At 64.9% G+C, this 19621-nt stretch carries 22 protein-coding genes and 1 pseudogene; 5 read left to right on the top strand and 18 right to left on the bottom strand.

Annotated features, from left to right (window positions below; all coding sequences use genetic code 11):
- Window positions 1–88: 88 nt before the first annotated feature.
- Window positions 89–1072: a quinone oxidoreductase family protein gene (locus tag ASG67_RS08880; protein ID WP_056529167.1), complete on the top strand. Its 984-nt coding sequence runs from the start codon at window positions 89–91 to the stop codon at window positions 1070–1072.
- Between the two features lie 33 nt (window positions 1073–1105).
- On the opposite strand, the gene ASG67_RS08875 is transcribed toward ASG67_RS08880, so the two are convergent.
- From ASG67_RS08875 to aroQ, 7 genes are all read right to left on the bottom strand, one after another.
- Window positions 1106–1438, bottom strand: a complete 333-nt coding sequence (locus ASG67_RS08875; RefSeq protein ID WP_056528480.1) for a TfoX/Sxy family protein — start codon at window positions 1436–1438, stop codon at window positions 1106–1108.
- Window positions 1439–1659: 221 nt separating this feature from the next.
- Window positions 1660–3072 carry a type I glutamate--ammonia ligase gene (gene glnA, locus ASG67_RS08870; RefSeq protein WP_056528477.1) on the bottom strand — a complete coding sequence of 471 codons (1413 nt, stop codon included), beginning with the start codon at window positions 3070–3072 and terminating at the stop codon, window positions 1660–1662.
- Window positions 3073–3196: 124 nt separating this feature from the next.
- Window positions 3197–3535, bottom strand: coding sequence for a P-II family nitrogen regulator (locus ASG67_RS08865; RefSeq protein WP_056528474.1), 339 nt, complete (start codon window positions 3533–3535; stop codon window positions 3197–3199).
- A gap of 529 nt (window positions 3536–4064) precedes the next feature.
- On the bottom strand, window positions 4065–4595 hold the full coding sequence (locus tag ASG67_RS08860; protein ID WP_056528471.1) for a hypothetical protein: 531 nt from the start codon (window positions 4593–4595) through the stop codon (window positions 4065–4067).
- Window positions 4571–5923: an acetyl-CoA carboxylase biotin carboxylase subunit gene (gene accC / locus ASG67_RS08855; protein WP_056528468.1), complete on the bottom strand. Its 1353-nt coding sequence runs from the start codon at window positions 5921–5923 to the stop codon at window positions 4571–4573. The genes ASG67_RS08860 and accC overlap by 25 nt, the downstream gene beginning before the upstream one ends.
- A gap of 13 nt (window positions 5924–5936) precedes the next feature.
- The gene (gene accB, locus ASG67_RS08850) at window positions 5937–6428 is read right to left on the bottom strand and encodes an acetyl-CoA carboxylase biotin carboxyl carrier protein (protein ID WP_056528466.1); all 492 of its coding nucleotides are present in this window, start codon (window positions 6426–6428) and stop codon (window positions 5937–5939) included.
- A gap of 33 nt (window positions 6429–6461) precedes the next feature.
- A complete protein-coding gene (gene aroQ / locus ASG67_RS08845) occupies window positions 6462–6896 on the bottom strand; it encodes a type II 3-dehydroquinate dehydratase (protein WP_056528463.1) in 435 nt (144 codons plus the stop codon).
- Between the two features lie 161 nt (window positions 6897–7057).
- Between aroQ and thiS the strand changes: the two genes are divergently transcribed.
- Window positions 7058–8065, top strand: coding sequence for a sulfur carrier protein ThiS (gene thiS / locus ASG67_RS08840; RefSeq protein WP_082543398.1), 1008 nt, complete (start codon window positions 7058–7060; stop codon window positions 8063–8065).
- Between the two features lie 107 nt (window positions 8066–8172).
- A complete protein-coding gene (locus ASG67_RS08835; RefSeq protein ID WP_056528460.1) occupies window positions 8173–8355 on the top strand; it encodes a CsbD family protein in 183 nt (60 codons plus the stop codon).
- 136 nt (window positions 8356–8491) lie between these two features.
- Here the strand turns inward: ASG67_RS08835 and ASG67_RS08830 are convergent, their stop codons facing one another.
- Window positions 8492–10201: a thiamine pyrophosphate-binding protein gene (locus tag ASG67_RS08830; RefSeq protein WP_082543424.1), complete on the bottom strand. Its 1710-nt coding sequence runs from the start codon at window positions 10199–10201 to the stop codon at window positions 8492–8494.
- An 85-nt stretch (window positions 10202–10286) separates the two neighbouring features.
- Here ASG67_RS08830 and ASG67_RS08825 point away from each other — a divergent pair, with 85 nt between their 5' ends.
- Window positions 10287–11138 (top strand): oxidoreductase, encoded by an 852-nt coding sequence (locus tag ASG67_RS08825; protein ID WP_056528457.1) that lies wholly within the window; start codon window positions 10287–10289, stop codon window positions 11136–11138.
- Between the two features lie 7 nt (window positions 11139–11145).
- Here ASG67_RS08825 and ASG67_RS08820 read toward each other — a convergent pair whose 3' ends face one another.
- From ASG67_RS08820 to ASG67_RS08780, 9 genes and pseudogenes are all read right to left on the bottom strand, one after another.
- Window positions 11146–11601, bottom strand: a complete 456-nt coding sequence (locus ASG67_RS08820) for a YaiI/YqxD family protein (protein ID WP_056529161.1) — start codon at window positions 11599–11601, stop codon at window positions 11146–11148.
- 273 nt (window positions 11602–11874) lie between these two features.
- Window positions 11875–12567 carry a 50S ribosomal protein L1 gene (gene rplA / locus ASG67_RS08815; RefSeq protein WP_056528454.1) on the bottom strand — a complete coding sequence of 231 codons (693 nt, stop codon included), beginning with the start codon at window positions 12565–12567 and terminating at the stop codon, window positions 11875–11877.
- Between the two features lie 4 nt (window positions 12568–12571).
- Window positions 12572–13003, bottom strand: a complete 432-nt coding sequence (gene rplK / locus ASG67_RS08810; RefSeq protein WP_056528450.1) for a 50S ribosomal protein L11 — start codon at window positions 13001–13003, stop codon at window positions 12572–12574.
- Between the two features lie 305 nt (window positions 13004–13308).
- Window positions 13309–13845: a transcription termination/antitermination protein NusG gene (gene nusG, locus ASG67_RS08805; RefSeq protein ID WP_056528447.1), complete on the bottom strand. Its 537-nt coding sequence runs from the start codon at window positions 13843–13845 to the stop codon at window positions 13309–13311.
- A 13-nt stretch (window positions 13846–13858) separates the two neighbouring features.
- Window positions 13859–14056: a preprotein translocase subunit SecE gene (gene secE / locus ASG67_RS08800; protein ID WP_056528444.1), complete on the bottom strand. Its 198-nt coding sequence runs from the start codon at window positions 14054–14056 to the stop codon at window positions 13859–13861.
- A gap of 255 nt (window positions 14057–14311) precedes the next feature.
- Window positions 14312–14422: pseudogene (locus ASG67_RS19805) on the bottom strand (PEPxxWA-CTERM sorting domain-containing protein); the annotation flags it as partial.
- 668 nt (window positions 14423–15090) lie between these two features.
- A complete protein-coding gene (locus ASG67_RS08790; RefSeq protein ID WP_056528438.1) occupies window positions 15091–15537 on the bottom strand; it encodes a cytidine deaminase in 447 nt (148 codons plus the stop codon).
- Window positions 15534–16208: a GH25 family lysozyme gene (locus ASG67_RS08785; protein WP_056528435.1), complete on the bottom strand. Its 675-nt coding sequence runs from the start codon at window positions 16206–16208 to the stop codon at window positions 15534–15536. Before ASG67_RS08785 ends, ASG67_RS08790 begins: the two co-directional genes overlap by 4 nt.
- Before the next feature lie 20 nt (window positions 16209–16228).
- Entirely contained in the window at window positions 16229–16750 is a 522-nt protein-coding gene (locus ASG67_RS08780) for a UPF0262 family protein (RefSeq protein WP_235535123.1), read from the bottom strand.
- A 92-nt stretch (window positions 16751–16842) separates the two neighbouring features.
- Here ASG67_RS08780 and ASG67_RS08775 point away from each other — a divergent pair, with 92 nt between their 5' ends.
- Window positions 16843–18336, top strand: coding sequence for a replicative DNA helicase (locus tag ASG67_RS08775; protein WP_056528432.1), 1494 nt, complete (start codon window positions 16843–16845; stop codon window positions 18334–18336).
- 6 nt (window positions 18337–18342) lie between these two features.
- Here the strand turns inward: ASG67_RS08775 and ASG67_RS08770 are convergent, their stop codons facing one another.
- On the bottom strand, window positions 18343–19452 hold the full coding sequence (locus ASG67_RS08770) for a helix-turn-helix transcriptional regulator (RefSeq protein WP_056528429.1): 1110 nt from the start codon (window positions 19450–19452) through the stop codon (window positions 18343–18345).
- Window positions 19453–19621: the final 169 nt, after the last annotated feature.

The raw sequence follows: 19621 nt of genomic DNA, 5'->3' as shown, positions 1-19621 counted from the left end.
CGTCGATGCCTGTCGAATGGCCAGCGGGTGCAACCGGTCGCGCAGTTGATACGTTCGCGACACCTGCATGCCCGAGGAGAATATCGTCATGAGCCAGTCAGCCCGCGTCGCCCGGATCGAGCGTACCGGCGGACCTGAGGTGATCGAGTGGGTCGATGTCGACCTGCCGCCACCGGGCCCCGGCGAGGTGCGGTTCCGCAGCACGGCGGTGGGGCTGAACTACATCGACGCCTATCACCGCAGCGGCGTCTATCCCGTCGATCTGCCGGCGGGGTTGGGATCGGAAGCGGCGGGGTTCATCGAGATGACGGGGCCGGATACCGATGGGTTTTCGCCGGGCGACCGGGTCGGCACGTTCGGTCCGGCGCGGGGTGCCTATGCCACGGCGCGGAATGTGCCGGTCGGGCAGTTGGTCCACCTCCCGCCGGCGGTGGACGATCGGACCGCGGCGGCGCTGATGCTGAAAGGTGCCACTGCGGCGATGCTGATCGAACAATGCGCCAAGGTGACGGCGGGGCAGGCGGTGCTGGTCCATGCCGCGGCCGGTGGTGTCGGGCATCTGCTAGTCGGCTGGCTGAAGGCGATCGGCGCCACCGTCCTTGGCAGCGTCGGCAGCGAGGAAAAGGCCGCGATGGCGCGGGCGGCGGGAGCCGATTATGTCATCCTGCACCGAACCGAGGACGTCGCGGCGCGGGTGCGGGAGATCACCGATGGTGTGGGCGTGCCGGTGGTGCTGGATGGCATCGGCAAGGCGACATGGGACATCTCGCTGGCGGCCACGGCGCGGCGGGGGCTGATCGTCAGTTATGGCAATGCCGGCGGCGCGGTGGACGGCGTCAATCTGGGGGTGCTGGCGGCGCGGGGGTCGCTGTTCGTGACGCGGCCGACCCTGTTCGATTATACCACGACGCCGGGTGAGCGGCAGGCGATGGCGGATCGGGTGTTCGCGATGCTGGCGCGCGGGGCGATCAAGCCGGAGATCGGCCAGACTTTCGGGCTGGAGGACGTGGCGGCTGCGCATCGGGCGATGGAGGCTGGCGAAACGCGGGGGAGCACGGTGTTGCTGGTGTGAGTTTTCCGCCTGAGGCCGAGACCGCGCGGTATCCTATCGTTTCTTCGTCTTTTTTGGTTTCGGTAGCGGCAGGGCATCGGTCGTGGCGCGGATCAGTTCCGAGAGCCACGCACCGTCCTGCCATCTATCCGGTGGGATGAGCAGGCTGGGCTTCGCACCCGTGTAAGGCGGCACATCTTCGACTGCACCAGCGAGGTGACGACCGGCATCGGTCGGCTTGACGAACAACTGATCGTCGCAGATCAGCGCAACTACTTTGCCGTCGCAGTAAAGCGCATATTCGCCGAACATCTTGCGGGCGGATACGTCTCCAGCGCCGGACGCGGCGAGAATGATCGCATCGACGACTGCCTGTTGCGATGCCATCGTTTAGCTTTCCAATGGCGAATGCGGCAGAGGTTTCATTATGTGATCCCGCATGTGGTTGATGTTGTGCGGTGGTTTGTTTGTCTGCTGTCTCAATCGTGAGTTGAAAAGGGGCGCCCGGTTTTGCCGGACGCCCTTTTTTACTCGTGGGTCGGGATGATGCCCCGCCGGCCGACAGCGGCTGTGCGCGTTGGCGCACCGCCGTGCCGACGCGGCACGGCTCAGCCGCTGTAGTACATATCATATTCGACCGGGCTCGGCGTCATTTCCCAGCGGGCGACTTCCGAACGCTTGATCTCGACGAACGAGTGGATCTGGTCCTTCGAGAACACGTCGCCCTTCAGCAGGAAGTCGTGATCGGCCTCCAGGCAATCGAGCGCCTCACGGAGCGAACCGGCGACGGTCGGGACCTGGGCGAGTTCTGCCGGCGGCAGGTCGTACAGGTTCTTGTCCATCGCTTCGCCCGGATGGATCTTGTTCAGGATGCCGTCCATGCCCGCCATCATCAGTGCCGCATAGGCGAGATAGGGGTTGGCGAGCGCATCGGGGAAGCGAACCTCGACGCGCTTCGCCTTGGGGCCGGTGCCATAGGGGATGCGGCACGAGGCCGAGCGGTTACGCGCCGAATAGGCGAGCAGCACCGGCGCTTCGTAACCCGGCACCAACCGCTTGTAGCTGTTGGTCGACGGGTTGGTGAAGGCATTCACGGCCTTGGCATGCTTAATGATGCCGCCGATGAAATACAGGCACATGTCGGACAGACCGGCATAGCCGTTGCCGGCGAACAGCGGGTTCTTGCCTTCCCAGATCGAGAAGTGCGTGTGCATGCCCGAGCCGTTATCTTCCTTGATCGGCTTGGGCATGAACGTCGCAGTCTTGCCATAAGCGTGCGCGACCTGATGGACGACGTACTTGTAGATCTGCATGCGATCGGCGGTCTGGGTCAGCGTACCGAAGGTCAGACCCAGCTCGTGCTGCGCGGCGGCAACCTCGTGGTGGTGCTTGTCGCAGGGCAGGCCCATTTCGATCATGGTCGAGACCATCTCGCCGCGGATGTCGACGGCCGAGTCGACCGGCGCGACGGGGAAGTAACCGCCCTTGGCGCGCGGGCGGTGGCCCATGTTGCCGCCTTCATATTCACGGCCCGAATTGCCCGGCAGCTCAATGTCGTCGATCTTGTAGTAGCTGGTCGAGTAGCTGTTTTCGAACCGAACGTCGTCGAACAGGAAGAACTCGGCTTCGGGGCCGACATAGACGGTGTCGCCGACGCCGGTGGTCTTCAGATACGCCTCGGCGCGCTTCGCGGTCGAGCGCGGATCGCGGGCATATAGCTCACCGGTCGAGGGATCGACGATGTCGCAGAACACGATCAGCATCGGCGTGGCCGAAAACGGATCGGTGTAGACCGCCTCCAGATCGGGCATCAGCGTCATGTCGGATTCGTTGATCGCCTTCCAGCCTTCGATCGAGCTGCCGTCGAACATCAGGCCGTCGGTAAACTCGTCCTCGCCGAGCAGCGAGGCGACCATGGTCAGGTGCTGCCACTTGCCCTTGGGATCGGTGAACCGCAGATCGACCCACTCGATCTCTTCTTCCTTGATCCGCTTCAGAATGTCGCTGGCCGAAATTGCCATGTGGATGCCCCTTGCTCTAGAAATGAACCGGCTGGATCGCCGGCGTGGATGTTGCGGCGCGGCGCCCCAATTCCACAGGATGTTGCGCCGCGTCAAATGATCGTGAAATTAAATCCGCTCGCGTTCAGATTGCGGCCTCGTCGCGTTCGCCGGTGCGGATGCGGAGCGCCGCCTCGACCGGAATGACGAAGATTTTGCCGTCGCCGATCCGGCCGGTCTGCGCGGCGGCGGCGATCGCCTCAACCACGCGGTCGGCCAGCGCGTCCTCGACAACGACCTCAAGCTTAACCTTGGGTAGAAAATCCACGACATATTCGGCGCCGCGGTACAGCTCGGTATGACCCTTCTGCCGGCCGAATCCCTTGGCCTCGGTGACGGTGATGCCGGATACGCCGATTTCGTGTAGCGCTTCCTTCACCTCATCCAGCTTGAACGGCTTGATGATGGCTTCGACCTTTTTCACTTCATGCCCCCGGTGCGCATTGATCCCTCGCCCGTCTGGGCGTGTTGCATGCAGCGTGCCAGTCGCCACGCTCTCGGGCAAGTCCGCAATGGGCGGGTAAGGGGTGCCTGAAAAGCGGGCATTTCGGTCTGTAATGCCCGAGTTAACGGCATCTTAACTTCCTATCATGGGTGCGCTTGGGTGGATCGAAAGTCACTAAAGTCACACCCGTCCCTCGCGCGCGGGCGTACGCGAGGGCGCGATGGACGGCTTTCGATTAAACCGAAGGCGGGGGCTGGCTGCATCCGGATGACCGTAATTGATTGTCGCGGTGTAGGACATCGGTTGGTCGATGGGGTGGAACACATGGAGGCACGCGCGCAGCCGTGGAAAATAAGGTTCGGGAAGGCGCTTGCGAGCTATGATCATGGCGCTCGTTCCCTCAGCGATGTTCCGGCCTCCGCGGAAAACGATGGTGGTTTGGAATGGCTTGTGCGTGAGCCGTTCAGGTCGGGAGATCACGCCCGCGTTGGGCGACCGACTGCCGTTTTCATCGCTGCCACTCCGACATGGCACCCCGATACCCGGCCGATGCTTTAAGCCGCGGCATATAGGTTATCGCACGTTTGCTGCGCCAGGGCAGTGATCCGTTCAGGAAGCTGCCGCGTGCTCCGCAATGCATCTTGCACGTGCCGTCGTCCTCCCAGCCGAGCGTATCGCCCATGCGACGGACGAGCAGGCGGCACGGTGGTTCGCCCGGTATCGCGTCGTCGGCCGGGGCGCGATAAACCAGCGCATTGCCTTCGGCCGCGGCGATGCCGGACAGACTGCAACTGTGTCCGTTGTAGAATGCCAGGCTGAAATTCAGGTAGGCGTGGCGGCGATCGACGGGCACGATTTCGGCCACATCATCGCTCCAGTAACTGCTGCCGTCGACCAACCCATTCTCAAAATGCGCCGAGTATCGCCCCGCCAAGTCACGAACCGGATTGGGCGCGGGCGGGCCTGCGGCGAGCAGCGCGGGCAGAAGACAGATCAGCCACCCGCGCCGCATCGTCAGGCGTCCTGTTTCGCCAGCCATTCCTCCAGCCACTTGATCGTGTAGCTGCCGGCCTGGAACTCCGGGTCCTCGATCAGGTCGCGGTGGAGGGGGATGGTGGTCTTCATCCCCTCGATCACGAATTCCTCCAGCGCGCGGCGGAGGCGGGCGATGCAGCGTTCGCGGGTGGTGCCATAGACGATCAGCTTGGCGATCATGCTGTCGTAATAGGGCGGCACCTTGTAGCCCGCATACAGGCCGGAATCGACGCGGACGTGCATGCCGCCGGGAGCGTGGAACTGCGTCACCTTGCCGGGTGAGGGCATGAAGGTGCGCGGATCCTCGGCATTGATCCGGCATTCGATCGCGTGGCCGGTGAAGCGGACCTCGTCCTGCGTCACCGACAGCGGATGCCCCTCGGCGACGCGGATCTGTTCGCGGACCAGATCGATGCCCGTAATCATCTCGGTTACGGGATGTTCGACCTGCAACCGGGTGTTCATTTCAATGAAATAGAACTCACCGGCTTCCCACAGGAATTCGATCGTGCCGGCACCGCGATAGCCCATGTCGGCCATCGCCTTTGCCACGATGCCGCCCATCCGCGACCGTTCCTCCGGCGTGATGATGGGCGAGGGGGCTTCCTCCAGCACCTTCTGGTGCCGGCGCTGGAGCGAGCAATCGCGTTCGCCGAGATGGATCGCCTGGCCGTTGCCGTCGCCGAAGATCTGGAATTCGATATGCCGGGGGTTGCCCAGATATTTTTCCATATAGACGGTGGCGTCGCCGAACGCGGCCTTGGCCTCGGTTCCGGCCTGTTGCATCAGGGTTTCGAGCTGGTCCTCGCTATTGCAGACCTTCATGCCGCGACCGCCGCCGCCTGAGGCCGCCTTGATGATGACCGGATAACCGATATCGGTGGCGAGCTTCTTCGCCTCGGCCACGTCGCTGATCGCCCCGTCCGATCCTGGAACGAGCGGCAGACCGAGCTTGCCGGCGGTGCGCTTGGCCTCGACCTTGTCGCCCATCGTGCGGATATGTTCGGGCTTAGGCCCGATGAAGATCAAATCGTGCATCTCGACGATCTCGGCGAAGCGCGCGTTTTCGCTGAGAAAGCCATAGCCGGGATGGATCGCGTCGGCGCCGCTGATCTCGGCCGCCGAGATGATGTTGGGGATGTTCAGATAGCTGTCGGTCGCCGAGGGCGGACCGATGCAGATCGCCTCGTCCGCCAGCCGCACGTGCATGGCATCGACATCGGCGGTGGAATGCACCGCCACCGTCCTGATGCCCATTTCATGGCAGGCGCGGTGAATGCGGAGCGCGATCTCGCCACGATTGGCGATCAGCAGCTTCTTGATCTGCGCCATTACGCGGTCCGGCTCATGCGACGACGATCAGGGGTTGGTCGAATTCGACCGGCTGGCCGTTTTCGACCATCACCTGCATCACCGTGCCGGCGGAGGGGGCGAGGATCGGGTTCATGACCTTCATCGCCTCCACGATCAGCAGCGTGTCGCCGGCGGCGACCTTCTGGCCGACCGCCGCGAACGGCTTCGATCCCGGTTCGGCGGAAAGGTAGGCGGTGCCCACCATCGGCGATTTCACCGCATCGGCGCTGACGGTGGGCGCCAGCGCGCCTACTTCTGCCGGCGGCGAGGCGGCGGCCGGTGCTGCGGCCAACGGGGTCGCGGCGGGGGCCGGTGCATATTGCACCGGTGCCGCGACGGGCGCGGCCTTGCGAGCGACGCGGATCTTGCGATCCTTGTCCTCCACCTCGATCTCGGTCAGCTGCGTCGTATCGAGCAGTTCGGCAAGCTGGCGGACCAGATCGACATCGATCTGCATCGGCCCGTTCGGATTTCCTTCGGTCATCGTGACCCTTCCCTTTTCAATCGGCGGCGTCTGTCAGATGCGGGCGGCGGCTTCAAGCGCGAGCAGGTAGGAAAGCGCACCGAACCCCGCAATCGTACCCTTCGCTGCCTGCCCGATCAGGCTGACGTGTCGAAAGGATTCACGTTTGTGCGGGTTTGATAGATGCACTTCGATCACCGGCGTCACCACCGACTTGATCGCATCATGTACAGCAACCGATGTGTGCGTGAAGCCACCCGCGTTCAGCAGCACCGCCTTTGCCTTCACCGCCTGCGCCTCGTGCAGCCAATCGACCAGATGACCTTCGTGATTGGACTGACGCAGGTCGATGGCGAGGCCGAGCTCGCGAGCCCGGTCTTCGAGCATCCCGGCGATGTCGTCGAGCGTGTCATGGCCATAGATGTCGGGTTCGCGCAGGCCCAGCAGGTTCAGGTTCGGGCCGTTCAGGACGAATACGGTATCGGGCATCGGGCACTTTCGGTTGCGTTACCACTTTAGGTTGCGAGACTGGGTGGGCGAACCTAGATCGCCCTTATCTGTTCGCCCCATCTACCCGCTCGTGTCGAGGGAAGTCGAGACGCGTGTTCCCGTGGGGCCTTAACTCGAACGTACGCGACTGGAACCGGATCATGGCCCATACCGATGGCACCGTATCGATCACCGTCAACGGCGAACACAAGCGGGTCAGCGCCGGGCTGACGCTGGCGGCGCTGGCGACCGAACTGGGGCTGGCGGTGGATAAGGTGGCAGTGGAGCGCAATCTGGAGGTCGTGCCGCGATCGACGCTGGGCGATGTGTGCGTCGAGGATGGCGACGACCTGGAGATCGTTCACTTCGTCGGCGGCGGCGATCATGCGGTCGCGGTCGATACCGACAGCTGGACGGTGGCGGGGCGGACGTTCCGGTCGCGGCTGATCGTCGGCACCGGCAAGTACAAGGATTTCGCCCAGAACGCGGCGGCGGTCGAGGCATCGGGCGCGGAGATCGTGACGGTCGCGGTGCGACGGGTGAACGTGTCCGATCGCAATGCGCCGATGCTGACCGACTTCATCGATCCCAAGCGGATCACCTATCTGCCCAACACCGCCGGCTGCTTTGAGGCCGAGTCGGCGATCCGCACGCTGCGACTGGCGCGTGAGGCGGGTGGCTGGGACTTGGTGAAGCTGGAGGTGCTGGGCGAGGCGAAGACGCTGTACCCGGATATGGTCGAGACGCTGCGTGCGACCGAAGTGCTCGCCAAGGAAGGCTTCCTGCCGATGGTATATTGCGTCGACGATCCGATCGCGGCGAAGCGGCTGGAGGATGTCGGCGCAGTGGCGATCATGCCGCTGGGCGCGCCGATCGGGTCGGGGCTGGGTATCCAGAACCGGGTCACGATCCGTCTGATCGTGGAGGGCGCGGGCGTTCCGGTGCTGGTCGACGCCGGCGTCGGATCCGCGTCCGACGCGGCGGTGGCGATGGAGCTGGGTTGTGACGGGGTGCTGATGAACACCGCGATCGCCGAGGCGAAGGACCCCATCATGATGGCGGCCGCGATGAAGGCGGCGGTCGAGGCTGGGCGGTTGTCGTATCGCGCCGGACGGATGGGGATGCGGCGTTATGCCGATCCGTCGAGCCCGCTGGCCGGGCTTATCTGACGAGCGACTGACGGGTTTTTCACGGAACCGTGGCCGCCGCGGGCCGTTTCCCCATCAGATGCTGAAGCCGGCGCGGTACTCGCCCGGCAGCAACGATGGAGGCTCCTATGGGTGAGTTCACGGACAAGGTTGCAGCAGCAGCCAACAAGGTCGTCGGCAACGTCAAGGAAGCGATTGGCGAGCACACTGACAACGAAAAGCTTCAGGCCGAGGGCGAGGCCCAGCAGGTCAAAGGCACCGGTCAGGACGTCAAAGGCAGCGTCAAGGGCGCGCTTGGCGACAAGATCTAAGGCTCTCGCCTGATCTGCTACAGGGGCTGCTCCGGGGAACCGGGGCGGTCCCTTTTGCTGTGCGGCCATTCGAGGATCCATAAAGCTGCTTAGCGGCGGAGGCAGGGTCCGCGGTTGGGCGTTGGGTTCTGATTTCTTACCGCGGCTTTCCCATCTGGGTCTCGGCGTCCGCCGGGGAACCGTCCGTTTTATGGGTCGTGCCTTGAGCTGCCTTCATCGCGGTCAACGTCGTGCCGTTGGTGATGACCTCCACATCGGTCTTCAGGTGGAGCAACCGCACACCGGGTTGGGCGATCGCGCGGTCCAGGGCCGCAACGAAATCCTCGGTCCGCTCAACCGTCTCCGCCCAAGCCCCATAGGCCCGCGCCAGTGCGGCGAAATCGGGATTGGCGAGGGTGGTGGCAGCCACACGCCCCGGAAACTCGCGCTCCTGATGCATCCGGATCGTGCCATAGGCGCTGTTGTCGATCACCAACACGAGGATGCTGGCGCCTGATTGCATCGCCGTCGCCATCTCCTGACCGTTCATCAGGAAACAGCCATCACCGGCCAGCGCGACGACGCTGCGGCCGGGATGGCGCAAGCTGGCGGCGACGGCGGCAGGCAGGCCGTATCCCATCGCGCCCGCCGTCGGCGCCAGTTGCGTGCCGAGGCCGGCATAGCGCCAATAGCGGTGCCACCAGCCGCTGTAATTGCCCGCGCCGTTGCAGATGATCGTATCCGCCGGCAATGCCGCGCGCATCGCCGCGACGCAGGGTCCGAGATCGAGGACGACGCCATCGCGCGGGGCGGGGGTGGACCATGCCAGATAGTCCGCATGGGCATCGGCAGCGGCCGGATGGGCCGGGCCGTCGAGCGCAGCGAGCGTTTCGGCGAACTCCGCCATGCCGGCACAGATCGCCAGATCGGTGCGATAGGTCCGGCCCAGCTCGTTCGGGTCGGGATGGACATGGATCAGCCACTGGCCGGGATGGTCGGGCGTGACAAGGGCGTAGCCGTCGGTCGTCGCTTCGCCGAGGCGTGGGCCGATGACGAGCAGCAGATCGGCGGCCTTCACCCGTTCGACCAGCTTTGGATTGGGGCCATAGCCGAGATTACCGGCATAGGCGGGGCAGTCGTTGGCCACCGCATCCTGGCGCCGGAACGCGGCGACGACGGGAACGCCCGTGCGGTCCGCCCAGCCGGCGATGGCGTCGCCCGCCGTCCTGTCCCACCCGGCGCCACCGACGATTGCGATGGGGCGTTCGGCGGTGGCGAGCAGATCGGCGAGCTGGGTCGTGGCGGTGTCGTAGCAACCCTGCGCGATCCGCTCCACGCGAGGGCGGTCGACCGCCTCGACCGTGTCGAGCAGCATGTCCTCCGGCAGCGCCAGCACAACCGGCCCCGGTCGGCCATTCATCGCGGTGGCATAGGCGCGGGCGATATATTCGGGGACGCGGGCGGCGTCGTCGATGCGGGCAGCCCATTTGGCGATGGGGGCGAACATCGAAGCGAAATCGATCTCCTGAAACGCCTCGCGGTCGCGGGTGCCGCGATCGACGTCGCCGATGAACAGGATCATCGGCTGCGAGTCCTGCATCGCGACATGGACGCCGATCGAGGCGTTGGTCGCGCCGGGGCCACGCGTGACGAAGGCGATGCCGGGGCGATGCGTCAGCGTGCCGTCCGCACAGGCCATGAACGCTGCGCCGCCTTCCTGCCGGCAAACCACCAGATCGATCGCGGGGGTGTCGTGCAGCGCGTCGAGCACGGCGAGGAAGCTCTCGCCTGGCACGGTGAAGATGCGGTCGCACCCCTGTGCCACGAGTTGATCGACGAGGACGCGGCCACCGGTTCGCTGGGTCATCACGGTATCATAGCGAACCTGTCCGGAACGGGGAACCGGGGGCGGGTGGCAATCATTGACGGGCGACATTTCAAGGACATGGATCATGCCGCTTTCCCCAGACCCCGTCTGGTTCATTTCCGGCTGTTCGACCGGCTTCGGTCGCGAACTGGCCGAACAGGTGTTGGCGCGCGGCTGGCGCGCGGTCGTCACCGCGCGGGATGCGGCGCGGGTGGCCGATCTGGTCCAGGATGCGGGTGACCGTGCGCTGGCGTTGTCGCTGGACGTGACCGATCAGGCGCAGGTTGAGGCGGCGGTGACAGCCGCGAACGAGCGGTTCGGGCGGGTCGATGTGCTCGTGAACAATGCCGGCTATGGCTATCAAGCGTCCATCGAAGAGGGTGAAGACGCAGAGATCCGGGCGCAGTTCGAAGCCAACGTGTTCGGCCTGTTCGCGCTGACCCGCGGCGTGCTGCCGATCATGCGGGCGCAAGGGGCGGGGCATGTCATCAACATCACTTCGGTCGCCGGGCTCGTCGGGTTTCCGGGTTCGGGATATTATGCCGCGTCGAAACATGCGGTAGAGGGCTTCACCGATGCATTGCGTGCAGAAGGGGCGCCGATCGGTATCGATGTCACTTGTGTGGAGCCGGGGCCGTTCCGTACCGACTGGGCGGGACGATCGCTGAAGCAGACGCCGGTGCGGATCGATGACTATGCCGAGACGGCGGGCGCGCGGCTCGACCAGACCAAGGGATATAGTGGGACGCAACCGGGCGATCCGGCACGTGCGGCCAAGTCGATGATCGCGCTGGCGGAGCAGGCCGAGCCGCCGCGGCATATGGTGCTGGGTGCGTTCGGAATGGACGCGGTGACGGGGAAGCTGAAGGAGCGGCTGGCCGAGATCGAAGGGCAGCGGGCGGCCAGTCTGGCGACGGACTTCCCGGACGCGGGCTGAAGGCGGGTTAGCGCGCCAGCTTCACCAGCGCGGCATCGAGCGCCGACAGGAAACGGGATCGGTCCGCCTTGGCGAAGGGGGCGGGACCGCCCACTTGGTCGCCGCCGGCGCGCAGGTCGGCCATGATCGCGCGGGTGGCGATGGCGCCGCCGATCGAGGCGGTGGTGAAGGCTTTGCCGGTGGGCGACAACACCGTCGCGCCGGCCTTCAGACAGCGATCCGCCAGTAGGATGTCGGCGGTGACGATGACCGACTTCGCGTCCGCCGCTTCGGCGATCCAGTCGTCGGCGGCGTCGAAGCCATCGCTGACGACCACGCGCGTGATTAGCGGGTGGGCGGGGATGCGGAGGTGCTGGTTGCTGACGATCACGACGGCGACCTCCATGCGCCAGGCGACGCGGTAGATCTCGTCTTTTACCGGGCAGGCGTCGGCATCGACGAGGATGCGGCGGGGGGTGGTGATGGGTGGCTCCTCGCTGGTGTTGCGTCCTCGCCCTCGCCCTTTCGCCGGCTTTGCCGTCTTTTCCCTCTGCCGGTGGGAGAGGGAGGGAGGCGCGCCAGCGCCGGAAGGGTGAGGGTCGTTTTTACACACGGAAAGGGCCGAGATTGCTCCCGGCCCTTTCGCTTTGTCCGGCGGAGGCCGGCATGGGAGTGAATCCCATGCCGTCAGTCGCGGGCTACGCCCGCGCTGGCCGGGCGGGTCGCTGCGCTTCCGCGCACCGGTGCGTAACTTGTGTTACGCTCCTGCGACTTCAGCCGTATCAACCCGGATGCCGGGGCCCATCGTCGACGACAGAGCGATCTTGCGAACATACTTGCCCTTGGCGCCCGACGGCTTGGCTCGGACGACCGCATCGACCAGCGCGTCGAAGTTGGCGCGCAGGTCCTCAGCCGGGAACGATGCCTTGCCGATGCCGGAATGGATGATGCCGGCCTTTTCGACGCGGTATTCGACCTGACCCGACTTGGCGTCCTTGACGGCCTGCGCGACATTCATCGTCACGGTGCCCAGCTTCGGGTTCGGCATCAGGCCCTTGGGACCCAGCACCTTACCGAGGCGACCGACGATGCCCATCATGTCCGGGGTCGCGATGCAGCGATCGAAATCGATCGTGCCACCCTGGATGATTTCCATCAGGTCTTCGGCACCGACGACATCGGCACCGGCCTCACGTGCTTCGTCAGCCTTCGGGCCGCGCGCGAACACGCCGACGCGCACCGTCTTGCCGGTGCCCTTGGGCAGGTTCACGACGCCGCGGACCATCTGGTCGGCGTGACGCGGATCGACGCCCAGGTTCAGCGCGACCTCGATGGTCTCGTCGAACTTGCTGGTCGCGTTGGTGCGGGCCAGCGCGATCGCCTCGTCGATGCCGTGCAGCTGCTCGGGGTTGATCGAGACCGACTTCTGCTTCTTGCTCAGCTTGGCCATGATATCAGCCCTCCACCACTTCGAGGCCCATCGCGCGAGCGGAGCCTTCGATGATTTTCGTTGCGGCTTCGATGTCGTTCGCGTTCAGGTCCTTCATCTTGACCTGGGCGATCTCGGCGAGCTGCGAGCGCTTGACCTTACCGGCCACGACCTTGCCCGGTTCCTTGGAACCCGACTTGATCCCGACGGCCTGCTTGATGAGGAAGGTCGCCGGCGGCGTCTTCGTCTCGAAGCTGAACGAACGGTCGGCATAGACGGTGATCTTGGTGGGGATCGGCGTCCCCTTGGCCATGTCGGTCGTCGCGGCGTTGAACGCCTTGCAGAACTCCATGATGTTCACGCCGCGCTGACCCAGCGCGGGGCCGATCGGCGGGGCAGGCTTCGCGTCGCCGGCCGGAACCTGCAGGTTGATGTAACCTGTAATTTTCTTTGCCATGTCACTCTCACATTTGGCTGGGCGCCCGAAGGCGATCCGACCGGTTCAGTTTAGCGGTGATAACGGCCCGAAGACCTCCCGCGGCATTTTCCCACAACCTGGAAGGTTAGGGGAAAGTTAGACCTAAACCGTCCCTATTTCGGGGAGGTCCGGGAAACTCGTGTGGCCCGTTAGACGGGGCGGACGCGGGAGTAAATCCCGCGTCTTCGTCGGACGGGATCGCCGAGGCGACCCGCCGGGCGGTCGAGCGCCGTCTCGCTTCCGGCTTCGCCGGGCGCGTGCAGCACGCCAAACAAGGCCTTGCCCTATTTAGAGCGCTCGACTTGCTCGAAATTTAACTCGACGGGCGTGGCGCGGCCGAAGATCGAAACGCTGACCGACACCCGCGACTTGTCGAAGTCCAGTGCCTCGACCGTGCCGTTGAAGCTGGCGAAGGGGCCTTCCAGCACCTTGACCGCGTCGCCGATCTCGTAATCCACCTTGACCTTGGTCTTCGGAGCAGCGGCGGCCTCTTCCTTGGAATTCAGCATCCGCGTCGCTTCGGCTTCGCTGATCGCCTGGGGCTTGCCCATCGATCCCAGGAAGCCGGTCACCTTCGGCGTGTTCTTCACCAGGTGATATACCTGATCGGTCATGTCGAGCTTGGCGAGGACGTAGCCGGGCATGAACTTGCGCTCAACGGCGATCTTCTTGCCGCGACGTGCCTCGGTGATCGTCTCGGTGGGGACCTCGATCTGTTCGACAAGGCGATCGAGACCCATGCGGGTCGCCTCTGCCATGATCGAATCGCGGACCTTGCCCTCGAAGCCCGAATAGGCGTGGATGATGTACCAGCGCGCCATCGTGCGTGATCCTTTACTGCGCGAGTTTGAGCAGGAAGTTGACGACCGCCTGGAAGAACGAATCCACGCCCAGGAAGAACAGCGCAAGGATCGTCGTCATAATGACGACCATCAGGCCGGTCATCCACGTTTCCTTCCAGGTCGGCCACGTGACCTTGGCGGTCTCTGCCTTTACCTGGTTGATGAATTCGATGGGGGTCGTCTTGGCCACTGTCAAAACCCGCTGAAAAAAATGCCGATCGCGAGGCATAGACCGACTCGCCGCTTCCCAAATGGAAACCGGCGCTGGCCCGTCCTCGCTGTCGGATGGACTGTGCATCTAACCCCGGGGGGCATCGAAAGCAAGGCCGGGGGAACGCGATGCCGGAAGCGATCCGCGGGACCGACGCACCGGCGATCCGAAAGCGAAAAGGCCGCCGGCGTTTCCGCCGGCGGCCTTCCCGTATCGCTACACCGAAAACTGGTGTCAGGCGGTGACGAACTTCACCGACCGGCGTCGGTAGCGCGACGCGGCGCCGACCATGCCGAAGCCGACCAGCATCAGCGCCCAGGTGCCGGGCTCAGGCACGGCGGAGACGCTGAAGTTTGCGGTCTCGAACGCATCCTGACGGGGCGTGTTGGTGAACGAGACGCTGCTGATGGTTTCACCCAACGAGCCGACGAACTGGACGTACTGCGAGAAATTCTGGTCGCCGCTGGTGACCGAGAAGCCCAGGTTCGACACGTTGAAGTCGTAGGTCGACTGATTGGTGACCAGCTGCAGGCGGTTGTACGTGTCCGGCGAACCCCACAGGAAGCTGAGATAGCTGACCGGCGAGGTGAAGGTGAGGGTAGCAGGCTGACCAGCCTGCGGCCCGGCCGCCAGGAAGTTGTTGCCGAATACATCGCCCTCGGGAATGTCGGCGAACGGACGATCGGAATTATAAACCGTGCCGCCTGTCAGCGTCGCGACGGAGCCGCCGTCGAGGCCGGCGCTGCTGAGGTTCAGGAAGGGGCCGGTGCCACGGCCGAGGCTGCCGACGAGTGCCGCATTGGCGGTGGCAGGAACCGCGCCCATGGCGGCGGCCAGCAGAAGGAACTTGATGGAACGCATACTAATCTCCCTGACGCGAACGCCCACAATCGACATCCGCATTGGTTCCCGGGGAATTCCTGAACGCATCAAAAGTTCATTAATTTCTTGTAACTTTATCGCGGTGCCACATTCCGTTTATGTCTCATAACAGGACAGGGGTACTGCCGAGCCTAAGAGATGCCGAGGTCGGATGGCCCAAAGGCGTCCGGTAGCAAATCGGATAACCGGTAAGTCCGTACCGCATCGCCTTCCGCCGCGCCGCAGTGGACGGGCAGGTCGCGACCACCCATTTGCGCGGCCTCGTTGATGATCTGGCGACAGCGGCCGCAGGGGCTGACGGGGACGGTACCCGTGGGCCTGCCGTCCGTATCCATCGCGCCGCCGATCACCGCGATCGCGACGATCTCGCGCAGGCGGCCGGCGGCGCTGGCGGTGGCGATGGCGACGGTTTCGGCGCAGAGCGACAGACCGTAGCTGGCGTTTTCGACATTGGCGCCGGTGATGACGTCGCCATTTTCCATCAACAGCGCGGCGCCGACGGCGAAGCGCGAATAGGGCGCGTGGGCGTTGAGTGCGGCGGCGCGAGCGGTCGCGATCAAAGCAGAAATATCGGTCATGATGCGGTCACGTCCCAGTTCACGGGGTTTTCGACCGCCTCGATACGGCGCATGTCACTGGCGCGCCACAACCGCCATGGGCGGGCGGCATAATCTGGTTTCAGAAAATTCCCCTTCGCCCAGATCGGACGGTGAATCGCCCCGGATAGCGAATAGGCGGTGTCCATCGCCTTCCCGACGCGCAACAGCACGGGTTTGCCGGTATGCGCCTCGACCATCTTCACGAACAGGCGCACGTCGCGGATCAGGGCGGCGGGTTCGGGACGGTCGGTGCAATCCTCGCGGAAATCGACGTCGACCGCGGCGGGGAGTGCATCGGCAAGGCGGGGGACCAGGGTGTTGAACGCATTCGCCTGCGCCTCGGCCGGCTGGCATAGCGAATAGAGGTGAACCGCGCCGCGGCGCAGGCCGGCGGCGGGCAGGGCGTTCCAGTTCGCCTCGAACGAGGGCACGCGCCGGTCGGCGCCTTGCGTCGCGGTCAGATACGCGAAGTCGGCGCCGGCGGCGCGCACGAAACCCCATTCCACCGCGCCGGGGGTGGCGCCCAGATCGATACCCTGCAACGGATAGATCTTGGCCGATGGTTGCCAGATGGTGGCGTAATGCCAACCGGCAATGGCCGTCGCGCCGAGCAGCGACAGGGCCAAGGCGGCCTTGCGAATAATGGTCATGCGTTCCTTAAGGGGTGTGGTCAGCCGCGCAGGTGAAGCACGCAGATCAGCGTGAACAGGCGACGGGCGGTATCGAAATCGACATCTATCTTGCCCGCCAAACGCTCGCGGAGCAACTCGGCGGCGTCGTTATGGACGCCGCGTCGGGCCATATCGACGGTTTCGATCTGCTGCGGGGTCGCGGCGCGGATCGCTTGGTAATAGCTGTCGCAGATCGCGAAATAGTCCTTGATCGGCCGCCGGAAGCGACCGAGCGCGAGGACCAGTGTTTCCAGGTGGCTGCGATCCTCGCGGTAGATGTGGATGCCGAGGCGGCCTTCCTCCGATTCGAGCTTGATCCGGTAGGGGCCGGCATAACCGTCCGCCTGCGGACGTTGCGGCGCGAAATGGTTGCCCTCGATCAGGTCGAAGATCGCGATGCGTCGCTCCTGATCGACATCGGCCGACCGCCAGCCGATGCTGCGTTCGTCCAGTTCGACATCGATGATGCGCGGATCGCCTTCGGCGGTGGCGGGAGGGACCACGGGGTCGGTCATTGCCATCGGATAGCGTCGCGAATGAAGGCTGTCACTTAATCGGTAACGTTCCATCGACCATTGCTTGAAGGCGGGGACAGGCGGCGTATGAGCAGGGGATGGCAACCCTCGCATTCCCGACTCCCATCGCCGCCGCCGAGCCGCAGCACCTGCCCCGCAATGTCGAGGCGGAGGCGGCGATGCTGGGCGCGATGATGATCGACAACCGGCTGGCGGACGATCTGGTCGACCGGCTGGAACCGGCGCATTTCTACGAACCGCTGCACGGCCGCATCTTCGCGTCGATAAAGACGTTGCGGGCCAATGACATGCTGGCGACACCTGTCACGCTGCGTCCGATGTTCGAGGCGGACGAGGGGATGAAGGAGCTGGGCGGCCCGGCCTATCTGGCGGGGCTGACCGGATCGGGGGCGGGCCTGATCGGCGCGCGTCAGTTCGCGACCCAGATCTATGATCTGGCGATGCTGCGGGCGCTCGTCACCGTCGGGCGGACGCTGGTCGACCGGGCGATGGACACGTCCGAGGAGGTGAACCCGCGCGCGCAGATCGAGGCGGCGGAGGAGGAGCTGTACAAGGTCGCCGGTGACGGCGGTGCCGAGAACGCGACGAAGACCTTCGCGCAAGCCACGACGATGGCGGTCAAGATGGCCGAGCGCGCGCTGAATTCCGGCGGCAATCTGTCGGGCGTGACGACGGGGCTCGATTCGATCAACGCGAAGATCGGCGGCATGCATCATTCGGATCTGATGATCCTCGCCGGGCGACCGGGCATGGGCAAGACGTCGCTGGCGACCAACATCGCGTTCAACGCGGCGCGGCGGTGGATGCGGGACATGGAGGACGGCATCGCACCCGCCGACTCGGTGGGCGCGAAGGTGGCGTTCTTCTCGCTGGAAATGAGCGCCGACCAGCTGGCGACGCGTATCCTGGCCGAGCAGGCGCGAATCTCGTCGGAGTCCTTGCGCATGGGCAAGATCAGCCGGGCCGAATTCGGGCAACTGGCGGCGGCGGCGGCGGAGCTGGAAAACCTGCCGCTGTTCATCGACGATACCGGTGGCCTGAGCATCAGCGCGCTGCACACGCGGGTGCGGCGATTGCAGCGGCGGCACAACAACCAGATCGGGCTGGTGGTGGTCGATTATCTTCAGCTTCTGAGCGGATCGGGCAAGTCGAGCGAGGTTAACCGCGTGCAGGAAATCTCGGAGATTTCGCGCGGCCTGAAGACTTTGGCCAAGGATATGAACGTGCCGGTGCTGGCGCTGTCGCAGCTGAGCCGTGCGGTGGAAAGCCGCGAGGACAAGCGGCCGATGCTGTCGGATCTGCGTGAATCGGGATCGATCGAGCAGGACGCGGACATGGTGTGGTTTGTGTTCCGCGAGGATTATTACGTTGCGGCCAAGGAGCCGAAGCGCCCGACCGAGGGCGACGACAGCCGCGTGTTCGAGGATCACCAGAAATGGGCGACCGACATGGAACGGGTCTATGGCCTGGCAGAGCTGATCGTGGCGAAACAGCGCCATGGCGCGACGGGCAAGGTCGTGATGAAGTTCGATCCGACGATTACCCGCTTCTCCGACTATGCGGGATATTGATCCGGGTCAGCAATAGGCGCGCAGGGTCAGGACCAATTCCGCCTGGCGGTGGCACCCGGTCTTGGCAAAAAGCGATCGCAACTGGCTCCGCACGGTGGCCAGCGACGTGCGCCGCCGCCGGGCGATGGTGGCGAGGTCGTCGCCGCGTAACAGCGAACGGGAAACCTCCACTTCCGACGGGGTGAGCGCGAAAGCATTCATCAACCGGCTGTCGTCGAGTGCGACATCCGGTCGTGGCAGTCGGATCGCCAGCAGCGCGCGGGCCTGGGACAGGGGGCCGGAGGGGCGGCGGGGTAGTGGGCATAGATCGGCGAATAAGGGCGTGGCCGATGCCGCCGCGCCCGACACGGTAATCGGCACGGCGCCACGCCAATCGGTGCCGTGCGCGGTCATCGCGGCGAAGGCGTGTTCCAGCGCGGCCGAGGCGCGCGGACAGGCCGCAACGAGACGGCCGGCGCGAACCGACAAATGGGTGGCATCGCGCAACATCGCCTCCGCACCCGGCGACAGCGCGGCGATCGACATGCCGGGGCCAAGCAGGATACCCGCGCCCGACAGGTGATCGGCGGTGGTGACGAGCGACCGATCGACCGTGGTTCCCATCGCGAGAGCGGCATGGATCGCGGCGCTGATCGCCGGGGAGATGGCGTTGACGAAGCGGACAGCGCTCGCCTCGGCTTCACCGACCGATCCCGGTTGAAGCAGGCTGAGCGTGGCGATCAGGTCGGTCGAGCTGTCGAGGCGGGTGAGCATGGCGAACGGCACGTCGCTGTCGCGAAAGAGGCCGTTGTAGATCGGTGTGCGCTGCCGTGCCATCGATGACAGGAAATCGCTGTCGATCATGCAGTGCAGTGGCGATGCCATCAGCAGTGCGCGCGTGCGGGGATTAACCATCGGGTTCGGGCCGCCGGCCGCGAGATACGCGCCCTCCTCGTCAGCGGAACACCCGGTCAGATAATTGAACGCCAGCCCGCCCTGTCCGTTGACCGCCGCCAGTTGCGCAATACGCGACTGCGTAACCCGTGCGATGGCCGAGAGGGGAACCGACCAGTCGATCATCCCCATTGCCGCTTCGCGAAAGCGCTCGACTATCTGTTCACCGTCCCCGTGTGTCATGGCGCCCCCCGCCCTTTGCCGGGCAGCATCGCCAAAGTATCGTCGGCAGGCAACTCTTTAGTCTGTTTGGGGGATGCGGCGTGATCGTTCAGGCTTCAAGATGACCCCGTGCCCGGGGGGAAATCGCGGCGCGACCAGCGCCGGCGACGCGAGTGAGGCATCGACAGAT

It is taken from the genome of Sphingomonas sp. Leaf339 (genome assembly GCF_001426195.1).
Taxonomy (GTDB): domain Bacteria; phylum Pseudomonadota; class Alphaproteobacteria; order Sphingomonadales; family Sphingomonadaceae; genus Sphingomonas.
This window is presented reverse-complemented; position numbering and strand designations above follow the sequence as displayed.

What these genes read in the sequence shown, in the direction of transcription:
- ASG67_RS08880 (WP_056529167.1), top strand. Translation starts at nt 89, where the DNA reads ATGAGCCAGTCAGCCCGCGTCGCCCGGATCGAGCGTACCGGCGGACCT.
- ASG67_RS08875 (WP_056528480.1), bottom strand. Translation starts at nt 1,438, where the DNA reads ATGGCATCGCAACAGGCAGTCGTCGATGCGATCATTCTCGCCGCGTCC.
- glnA (WP_056528477.1), bottom strand. Translation starts at nt 3,072, where the DNA reads ATGGCAATTTCGGCCAGCGACATTCTGAAGCGGATCAAGGAAGAAGAG.
- ASG67_RS08860 (WP_056528471.1), bottom strand. Translation starts at nt 4,595, where the DNA reads ATGGCTGGCGAAACAGGACGCCTGACGATGCGGCGCGGGTGGCTGATC.
- accC (WP_056528468.1), bottom strand. Translation starts at nt 5,923, where the DNA reads ATGGCGCAGATCAAGAAGCTGCTGATCGCCAATCGTGGCGAGATCGCG.
- accB (WP_056528466.1), bottom strand. Translation starts at nt 6,428, where the DNA reads ATGACCGAAGGAAATCCGAACGGGCCGATGCAGATCGATGTCGATCTG.
- aroQ (WP_056528463.1), bottom strand. Translation starts at nt 6,896, where the DNA reads ATGCCCGATACCGTATTCGTCCTGAACGGCCCGAACCTGAACCTGCTG.
- thiS (WP_082543398.1), top strand. Translation starts at nt 7,058, where the DNA reads ATGGCCCATACCGATGGCACCGTATCGATCACCGTCAACGGCGAACAC.
- ASG67_RS08835 (WP_056528460.1), top strand. Translation starts at nt 8,173, where the DNA reads ATGGGTGAGTTCACGGACAAGGTTGCAGCAGCAGCCAACAAGGTCGTC.
- ASG67_RS08830 (WP_082543424.1), bottom strand. Translation starts at nt 10,201, where the DNA reads ATGACCCAGCGAACCGGTGGCCGCGTCCTCGTCGATCAACTCGTGGCA.
- ASG67_RS08825 (WP_056528457.1), top strand. Translation starts at nt 10,287, where the DNA reads ATGCCGCTTTCCCCAGACCCCGTCTGGTTCATTTCCGGCTGTTCGACC.
- rplA (WP_056528454.1), bottom strand. Translation starts at nt 12,567, where the DNA reads ATGGCCAAGCTGAGCAAGAAGCAGAAGTCGGTCTCGATCAACCCCGAG.
- rplK (WP_056528450.1), bottom strand. Translation starts at nt 13,003, where the DNA reads ATGGCAAAGAAAATTACAGGTTACATCAACCTGCAGGTTCCGGCCGGC.
- nusG (WP_056528447.1), bottom strand. Translation starts at nt 13,845, where the DNA reads ATGGCGCGCTGGTACATCATCCACGCCTATTCGGGCTTCGAGGGCAAG.
- ASG67_RS08790 (WP_056528438.1), bottom strand. Translation starts at nt 15,537, where the DNA reads ATGACCGATATTTCTGCTTTGATCGCGACCGCTCGCGCCGCCGCACTC.
- ASG67_RS08785 (WP_056528435.1), bottom strand. Translation starts at nt 16,208, where the DNA reads ATGACCATTATTCGCAAGGCCGCCTTGGCCCTGTCGCTGCTCGGCGCG.
- ASG67_RS08780 (WP_235535123.1), bottom strand. Translation starts at nt 16,750, where the DNA reads ATGGCAATGACCGACCCCGTGGTCCCTCCCGCCACCGCCGAAGGCGAT.
- ASG67_RS08775 (WP_056528432.1), top strand. Translation starts at nt 16,843, where the DNA reads ATGGCAACCCTCGCATTCCCGACTCCCATCGCCGCCGCCGAGCCGCAG.
- ASG67_RS08770 (WP_056528429.1), bottom strand. Translation starts at nt 19,452, where the DNA reads ATGACACACGGGGACGGTGAACAGATAGTCGAGCGCTTTCGCGAAGCG.